At 32.6% G+C, this 8,482-nt stretch carries 8 protein-coding genes; 3 read left to right on the top strand and 5 right to left on the bottom strand.

Annotated elements, in window-relative coordinates; translation table 11 throughout:
* Window positions 1–396 precede the first annotated feature (396 nt).
* The 4 genes from B5V89_RS19510 to B5V89_RS20290 all read right to left on the bottom strand — a co-directional run bounded on the left by B5V89_RS19510 (window position 397) and on the right by B5V89_RS20290 (window position 3,214).
* Window positions 397–1,353: an ABC transporter permease gene (locus tag B5V89_RS19510; protein WP_107958792.1), complete on the bottom strand. Its 957-nt coding sequence runs from the start codon at window positions 1,351–1,353 to the stop codon at window positions 397–399.
* A 3-nt stretch (window positions 1,354–1,356) separates the two neighbouring features.
* Complete coding sequence (locus tag B5V89_RS19505) at window positions 1,357–2,217, bottom strand: ABC transporter permease subunit (RefSeq protein ID WP_107958794.1); 861 nt, start codon at window positions 2,215–2,217, stop codon at window positions 1,357–1,359.
* A 458-nt stretch (window positions 2,218–2,675) separates the two neighbouring features.
* Window positions 2,676–2,996 carry a hypothetical protein gene (locus tag B5V89_RS19500; protein WP_107958758.1) on the bottom strand — a complete coding sequence of 107 codons (321 nt, stop codon included), beginning with the start codon at window positions 2,994–2,996 and terminating at the stop codon, window positions 2,676–2,678.
* A gap of 74 nt (window positions 2,997–3,070) precedes the next feature.
* Entirely contained in the window at window positions 3,071–3,214 is a 144-nt protein-coding gene (locus tag B5V89_RS20290) for a hypothetical protein (RefSeq protein WP_165797784.1), read from the bottom strand.
* Between the two features lie 157 nt (window positions 3,215–3,371).
* Here B5V89_RS20290 and B5V89_RS19495 point away from each other — a divergent pair, with 157 nt between their 5' ends.
* From B5V89_RS19495 to B5V89_RS19485, 3 genes are read left to right on the top strand one after another with little or no spacing between them, the layout of a single operon-like run.
* Window positions 3,372–5,171, top strand: a complete 1,800-nt coding sequence (locus B5V89_RS19495; RefSeq protein ID WP_108073639.1) for an ABC transporter ATP-binding protein — start codon at window positions 3,372–3,374, stop codon at window positions 5,169–5,171.
* Between the two features lie 22 nt (window positions 5,172–5,193).
* The gene (locus B5V89_RS19490) at window positions 5,194–5,700 is read left to right on the top strand and encodes a MauE/DoxX family redox-associated membrane protein (RefSeq protein WP_181294725.1); all 507 of its coding nucleotides are present in this window, start codon (window positions 5,194–5,196) and stop codon (window positions 5,698–5,700) included.
* A gap of 15 nt (window positions 5,701–5,715) precedes the next feature.
* Entirely contained in the window at window positions 5,716–6,258 is a 543-nt protein-coding gene (locus tag B5V89_RS19485) for a hypothetical protein (RefSeq protein WP_108073636.1), read from the top strand.
* Window positions 6,259–6,510: 252 nt separating this feature from the next.
* On the opposite strand, the gene B5V89_RS19480 is transcribed toward B5V89_RS19485, so the two are convergent.
* Window positions 6,511–8,078 (bottom strand): IS3 family transposase gene (locus tag B5V89_RS19480; RefSeq protein ID WP_412733902.1). Its coding sequence is split into 2 segments (ribosomal slippage): window positions 6,511–7,595 and window positions 7,595–8,078, totalling 1,569 coding nucleotides; the frame shifts between segments, so codons are not numbered across the junction.
* Between the last annotated feature and the right edge of the window lie 404 nt (window positions 8,079–8,482).

Here is an 8,482-nt window from a genome sequence, read left to right as displayed (position 1 = left end):
GTTGTTTGATTGGGGGCTTACGAAATATGCAGAAATACGATTGTATAAGTGTGCTGAATATACAATGTTGTCTCCTATTACTTTTAAGCGTCCATCGTATAGTGGACGCTTATTTGATTTTTTTAAAACTCTCTCGCGAAATGCTCTTGAATGAAATCAGAAGTTAACTTGTCATTCGATATGAAATTATGCAGTCAATCGTTAACGTGTTGTCCTTCATATGCATCCAACTATTTTGTGTCGGGTTTAGTGCTATTTTTTCATTAATTACGATAAGGAAAATGTTGTTCTTTATTGTGAAAACAATAATAAACCTGAAGTAGTTCTTTTACTTTCCTTGATTATGTATAAATTCAAAATCTAATTCCTGTGGTTCACGTTGAGAAGCTTCCTTCATTAAATTTTTTTAATCGTTTTTTTAGTCATACGTCTATCTTCAAAAAAAACGTCTTCCATCCCTTTAATCATAAATTTAACAGCAAGAATAACAAATATAAAGGCAATAACAGGGCCAAAAAAATTCCAAGACCAGCCTTGTATATGTTCAAATCCTCTACCAACGAGTCCGGACCATTCACTTGAAAGGGAAATATATACTTTTTCTTCTGTATCAAGTTTCTTCTCTAATGTTCCACCAAAAAAGACGTGAAAAAAACCGAGATGTATTAACAAAATCAACACCTGGACAGTTTCTTGGGCGAATTGGATCAACAGACGTGGTCTCATATGGGGAAGCACATGCTTTCTTAATATATGAATATGACTACCACCAAGCGCTTTCGAGCTTGTAATAAATTCTTCTTTATATACTTGGCTGATTTGATTACCAATTAGCAAAGAAGTGGTTGGAATCGCTACAACTGTTAAAATAATCAATTCAAAGATAACTTTTTGAATAAAACTGTATTGGTCTTCAAAGCTAACATTATATAGAAGTACATAACAGAGCAGTGCTGTTGGTATATAATAAAATCCATTCACTATTCCACTAATGTATTTGTTCAGTTTGGAAATATAATCTCCTAAAATCAGTCCAAAAAATGATGAAATAATAACCCTCAAGCCAGCTACAATTATACAAATACCGATTGTATATTTTGCTCCTTGTATTAACAAAAAGAAAATGTGTCTTCCAATCGAATCTGTTCCAAGTGGCGGAACATCAAGTGGAGCAAATGGTCCACTTCCAATAATTTCTCCACGGCTATTGTACAAGAAGGTTGTAACTGGGATCTTTTCGTGGAAAAAAATAGTATGAATTATACTTGAAGATACTAGTAAAAATAAAAAAATAAATCCAATTAAAAATAATGGGTGCTTAAATAATTTTTTTAACCGGTTATTTGAATCCATAAACTAACCCTCCAACTGCCTACCGGTAGTTTTTTCAATTATGACCTGTCCAATTGCATTCATAAAATAAATTGGAAAAAACACGAAAAACATACCCACGGCTAGTACATTGGGCGCTAAATTATCGAACATGAAGTGCATCAGACCATCTAAGTTGAATACAAATTCAACAATAAGCAGATTAGACAACATAAACCACATAATAGATTTTACATGTAGAAAGATATTAATGATTGCATTTCGTAATACATGAGAAAACAAAACTCTTTCTTTAGTTAATCCTTTTGCTCTTGCAACATCTATATATAACTGGGAGGTCTCTTCTTCAAAGTTATGAATCATTATTCGATATAAAAGTAAGGTTGGTAAGACTGCAAGAACAATAATCGGTAGAACAAAGATTCTTTCATTACCAAAGGCAACAATATTAAAAATCAAAGTGTCAGTATGTTTATAGATGAGAGGTACAATAACAGTAAATAGTCCGACTACAAAAACGTCAGGAATAGATTCTCCGAGAAAAAGAAGAAATTTAATTTTCCTACGTAATTTTTCTGGTAAAAGCATCGTGAAGAAGGTTAATACCATGGCCAGAAAGAAAGAAAGAAAAACAGCAATGAACATTAAGGTGATGGAATATCTCCATCGTGCCCAAAAATCTGGGAACAATCTATATGTATCCTGATCAAGGTTATAAGTCAATGTATCCAAATGAATCACGCTTAATACAATCGATCCTACTTCAGATACATAAGCAGAAATGTCTAATTTTAATCCCTGGAATAAAGCAGGAATCGCTGCTACAAGGACAATGCCAATGGTTGTTAAAACAAATTTTAATAAAATTCGATAGTAAAGACTCATACGTGAACTTCCTTTTCATTCCTGTTTACTTTTACCTTCAGAAAAATTCTAGGATCTACAAAAATGTACAAGGGGGGATTCTTCAATATTTATTAAATTTAAAATACTATACAGACATTGGTAAAGTGAAAAAATATATATGGGGACCTACCAACAGAATGCAAATAGTATATTAGGCGAATACTCCGCTTAAAAGACAAATACCAGCCCATTTAAAGATTTTGGATACATGTTATAGAAGAATTAATTATTATTTAAAGGTCTTAGGATGGGAATATAATAATTTTTGTGGAGAATATATATTTTGATTCAACTAGATCACTAATATTAAGAATGTTTTTTAGTACATCTAAATTCTCGAGGTACTTTGGCAATTTAACTTTACCTTTTATATAGGCTCAATTCCAATTTTACATCACAAAAATTAATCTTATCTTAATAACTGAATATTTTGTGTTTTAAGTGAAGTATTCCCAATAGCTTATAACAGCACCAATGATAGAAAATATTGTAAAAAATATTGAACCTAGAAAAATAGGGCTCATACGAAATGTTTTTTTCTCTTCATCAATTTTCAACCCTGTTTCAGCTTGAACTTCCAAGCGAACCATATTTGATCCAAATCCTCCAGTACTTGAAAAAATATAGATAATAACACAACTGATAAAACCAATAAAAATGGAAATTTCTAAAAAAACAACGTCTATTAATTTTGTAATCCCAAAAGTAATAAGAGCTTCAATAATTATAGTAGAGATGCCAAGAATAATATTTTTCAAAAATTTTCATCCTTAATTTTTGTTTTTAAATGTGTCCCCCCAAAAAAGGGGGGACATGTATGTATTTTAGTATTTTAACCAATCCACACACATGAACATGTTGTAAGACCCCTAACAGTTGTACATGATTTATAAGTTCCACATGGGCAATCCGGATCATAGCACTCTGCCATCGGTTTTACTCCACCACTAACAAAAGATAATAACTTTTCAAACATTTATTTCACCCCCTCTAATTAGAAATTAACACATTTGAAAAATAATTTCAATTATTTTATAATGTTAATATAATATTAATTATGTTAAACTTTTAATAATTCGCAATATCAATATAGTAATCAGTGAAATAAATATATTAAGTATGGAGATGTTATATTGGGAAAAAAAGTATTTAAATTGGTTTCGAATGTAATCGCATACAATGCAAAAAAATGGTTTTTTATTTCTATCATAATAAATATAATACTAGGATTTATACCATTATCGATTATTTGGTTATCTAAACAGATAATTAATCAAGTTGCACTTATAATTCAATTAGGAACAATAAATATTAAAATATTAGCAATATTACTAATTTCTGAATTGATTGTTTTAGGCATTAGAGAAATATTACCTAATTTACAAAATATTGTTGATGCAGAGTGTGAGCAAAATTTAGATATTGTATTAAGCTTAAAAGTTACAGAAAAATCTTCCAGTGTCCCACTTTCTTATTTTGATAATTCGGATTTTCATAATCATTTGGAAAGGATTCATTTTAATAAGGGGAGTAGGTTTATGACTCCTGTAAAAGCTTTATTAAGAATATTCCAAAATGCTATAACCGTGGTTTTATTGCTATTATTTTTAATAAATATTGATTGGAAGTTAGCAATAATAACATCTTTAATTTCTTTGCCTGTTTTGATATTACATATGTTCTTTGGAAAAAAACAATTTACTCTCATGAAATTTCAAACACCTGCAGCAAGAGAAAGCTTTTATTTTTCAACATTATTAAATTCACGTGGAAGTGCTAGCGAAATAAGGCTTTTTCAACTAAAAGATAAATTCATAAAAAAATGGGAATTTTTAACCAAAAAAAATAATGGTGAGATACTTAATCTTGTGAAAAAAAGAGAGAAAGCAATAGCGTTATTAAATTTTCTATCTCTTGCTATACATGCAATAATTAGTGTTTATTTAATTAATTTAAGTAGAAAAAAAGTAATAGATATCGGTGGTTTTGTTAGTGTACTACAAACAGTCCAAAATACCAGTAGGGCTTTGAATGAGATTTCCACGAATATAGCTCAGATTTATAGAGAAAGTTTATATATTAATGATTTAATTAGCTTTTTAAATTATGAAGATCCGAGCTACATAAAAAGTAGTAAAACTGAAAATTTCCCAGTAAAGATGAAGCAAGGGATAGAGGTTGAAAATGTAAGTTTTAAATATCCATATAGTGACACATTAGCATTAGATAATATATCTTTTAATATTAAACCTGGTGAGAGAGTTGCAATTGTAGGTGATAATGGTTCTGGTAAGACCACTTTAGTTAAATGCATTATGGGCTTATATCAAATTGATAATGGAAAAATATCATTTGATGGTGTACCTCTAAATAAAATAAAAGAAGAGGATGTATACAAAAAGATCACTGTAATTTTCCAAGATTTTATGAAATATAATTTTTCTTTAAGGGAAAATATCGTCCTTAATAGTAATGCATTCACTGGTAATGAAAATTCTGAGAATAAATTAATTCATGTCACAAAACAAACTGGAGCATATGACTTTGTTAAAAATTATCCAAAGCAATTCGATACAATTCTAGGCAAACTCTTCGCTAAAGGTGAGGATCTTTCAGGTGGTCAATGGCAAAAGATTGCTTTATCAAGAGCTTTATATAAAGATGGTGAAATTTTCATTTTAGATGAACCAACTTCGGCTCTAGATCCTTTATCTGAACTTGAGGTATATGAAAAATTTGATGAACTAACAAAAGGGAAAACAACTATTTTTATTTCACATAGAATGGCTTCTACAAGATTAGCAGATAAAATTATTGTCTTAAAACAAGGGAAAATAGTTGAAATTGGTAATCACCACGAGCTATTAACTAATAATGGTGAATACGCAAAGATGTTCAAGATGCAATCTAAATGGTTTGAGACAGCGATATAGTATCGGAATTAGGGGGGATTACATGAATATTTTTATATTAGTTTTATCTCATATCATGGGACTTATTTTTTTGACATCGTCAATAGATAAAATATTAAAATACAAGGAATTTATTTTAGATATTCAAAATTACAAAATAGTTCCTAAAAATTTAGAAAAAATATTCGCAATTATAATGATAATATCTCAACTATTTTGTGCATTCAATTTTATTTTTAATCAAATGAAGTATATTAATTTAGGAATAGCACTTACATTAATGTTTTGTTTTACGATAGCAATAATTATCAACTTGTTTAGAAATAATAAAATTAATTGTGGCTGTGGTGGAGTAGTAGGGGATAAACAAATTTCATGGAGTACGGTAGCTAGAAATTTGGTTCTTATTTTCATGATGTTTGTGATACTACTCAATTCACCAAAATCCATAGAATTTAGCAGCAATTTAGTCATATTTTTTAATATAACTATTATTTACGGAATAATTAAAGTCTATAGCAAATATAAGTTTGTTTTAAATACATATTAGAGGGAGAAGTAAAAAATGGAGAAGTTACTATTTGTATCACAGATAATTCAATGGATAATTCTTATTGTTCTATTATATTTGACTTTCAATATTTTAAAATATATTGGTAATAATAAAAATAACTATTCAGCTAAAAGTCATGTAAAACCTTTAAGAGTAAATAAGATTCCTTCTATTAATTCAAAATCATTAACTACATCTGAAATAGTTAAACTACCAAACAATAAATCTACTCTTTTGGTAGTTGCTAATCCAAGTTGTTCGGCTTGTAGTGATGTAATAGGTATTTTAAATCAGGTAAACCAAAAAGACATTAACAAGGTAGTTTTAACTAAAGAAGACGAAATAAAGAATTTAAAAGAGTATATATCTACATTAACTGATTATAAAATTCCTTTGATTTCTTCTAAGGAATTTTTAAAAGACGAAATACCTGGTTATCCTTTAATAATGTTGCTTGATTCAGAACTAAGAATAGTGGATCACTCTATTGGTGGAAATCTTAATATGATAAATAACATGCTAATGACGTATAAAAATATAAAAAACGTTGGGTAGTTTTTATAATCTTTCATTTGTTGAGAAATAAGTAAAATGGGCCACACATATATAATATGTGTGGTCTTTTAGTGCGCCCAGCATGGGTACCGGTGTTTGTCAATATAGTTGTCGTATTTAATTACTTTAGTATTTTGAAAGATTGGATGAATCGCAGTTTAGTCAAGGCTACCGCGCTTCGCTTGCTGGCCTGGTGATTTGAATCGAAACGAAAAGCGTGGTTTCGATTCAAATCACCAGGAAAATGGGGAATTATGGTTTCCTCAATGCTTCGGTTTGCCCCTTATCTCGCATTGGATTGAGCGCTACTTGTTTATTTGGTGCCCAATTTCTTGTACTTTTTGCCCAACGCTCTGGATGCTTCGCCTTCGCTACTTCGTATACTTCTTTGCGCTTTTCCAATATGGCTACATGTTCCCCTGTATGACACTGTACAGGTGTCACAAAATTCAACCCACTATGCAGGTGTATCTCGTTGTACCAATGGACAAATTGCTGTGCCCATTCCCTTGCTTCTGCGAGTGATGTAAAACCTTTGTGTGGGAAATCTGGTCGATATTTGAGTGTACGAAACATCGCTTCTGAGTAAGGATTATCATTACTCACACGCGGTCTTGAAAAAGAGCTTTGAATACCCAACTTTTCTAGCAAACTTAGAAATGTCTCGGCTTTCATTGGGCTACCATTATCTGAATGCAACACAAGTGGTGCTCCTTGTATTTTTTCATTGATAACTGCTTTTTTCACAAGCGTTTCAGCGTGTTTTGCCTCCTCTGTTTCCCAAACTTCCCAACCAACTACTTTTCTACTAAATAAATCGAGAATTAAATAAAGCCGATAATACAAACCTTTCACGGGTCCACCAAGCCACGTAATATCCCATGTCCACACCTGATTTGACGATGTTGCCAGATGACTCTCGGGGATTCTTTTACTAGGCTTTTGGCTACGACCACGATGATGTTGCATTTTTTCTTCACGTAACACACGATAGAATGTAGATTCTGACGCAATATAAGTTCCTTTATCCGCAAGCTTTGGTACGATTTGTGTCGGTGGTAAATCAACGTATTCTTCCTGTTTGACTACCGTTAGTATTTCTTCTTTTTCTTTCTCAGATAACTTATTTTTTGGTACGGGTCTTTTCGTCAGTGGACGCTGATCAACCTTCACTCCACCCTCCGCCACCCAACGTTCATAGGTACGAACACTGATATGAAGCTCCTCGCAAGCCTTCGCTAATCGCGCACCATTTTGATTGGCGTCTTGGATAAGTTCGACTACTAATGCGCGATTTGATGGGCTAATCATTCTTCCTCGTCGTCCCCCCAAATCGCTTGGGCCTTTTTTCGCAATAGTAATAATGCCGCAGCTTCAGCCAGCGCCTTTTCTTTCTTTTGTAGTTCTTTTTCTAATTGGTTGGCACGTTTCTGTTCTTCCTTCAATGCTCCATTCAACTGCTTCGCTTGATCGAATGCCTGACCATTTGCCTGAAGGCAAACACTTTTCCATGCATCAATCTGTTCACGATACAGTCCTTTCTTACGACAATACTCTGCTATCTCTGACTCGTTCATGGCGAAAGTCTCCATCACAACTAAGAACTTATCTTGACTGTTCCATTTATCGCTTGTTTGTCCATTTCCTGGTGTTGCTACACCAGCTGTGCGCGCTTCCTTACGCCACTTGTACAACGTCACTTCTGTAATACCTTCTTCCTTCGCAATTTTCGCCACTGATTCATTATTCGGTGGCATCATGCGTTTAACAATCGCTTCTTTTTGTTCCTGCGAATAACGTATTCCATTTCTACTTGTCATATCGATCGACCTCCGTGTTATTTATTTAACTATAACACTAAAGTATCATACGACATCTATCCTAACAGAGGGGGGTACAGTCTATAGGGTGAAAGTCCCGAACTGTGAAGGCAGAAGTAGCAGTAGCTTAACGCAAGGGTGTCTGTGGTGACGCAGAATCTGAAGGAAGCGGGCGGCAAATCTCCGGTCTGAGGGACACGAACTTCATATAAGGCTAGGTATCATTGGATGAGTTTGCTGAACAAAACGAAGTCCTTTCTGCCAAAGATGATACAGAGTAAATGAAGCAGATAGATGGAGAGAAAGACTGTACTCTTACCTGGGGAGGTCTGGCTGAAAAGCCGAGCACACTCGGTAACCTACTCTGTGAAGGGTAACTGAACAGTAAGCCCGAATTATAAAAA

The organism is Heyndrickxia sporothermodurans, assembly GCF_003055045.1.
Lineage (GTDB): Bacteria > Bacillota > Bacilli > Bacillales > Bacillaceae_C > Heyndrickxia > Heyndrickxia sporothermodurans.
The sequence above is the reverse complement of the archived record's forward strand: the minus strand, read 5'-3'. Positions and strand labels throughout refer to the sequence as shown.

What these genes read in the sequence shown, in the direction of transcription:
- B5V89_RS19510 (WP_107958792.1), bottom strand. Translation starts at nt 1,353, where the DNA reads ATGGATTCAAATAACCGGTTAAAAAAATTATTTAAGCACCCATTATTT.
- B5V89_RS19505 (WP_107958794.1), bottom strand. Translation starts at nt 2,217, where the DNA reads ATGAGTCTTTACTATCGAATTTTATTAAAATTTGTTTTAACAACCATT.
- B5V89_RS20290 (WP_165797784.1), bottom strand. Translation starts at nt 3,214, where the DNA reads ATGTTTGAAAAGTTATTATCTTTTGTTAGTGGTGGAGTAAAACCGATG.
- B5V89_RS19490 (WP_181294725.1), top strand. Translation starts at nt 5,194, where the DNA reads ATGAATATTTTTATATTAGTTTTATCTCATATCATGGGACTTATTTTT.
- B5V89_RS19485 (WP_108073636.1), top strand. Translation starts at nt 5,716, where the DNA reads ATGGAGAAGTTACTATTTGTATCACAGATAATTCAATGGATAATTCTT.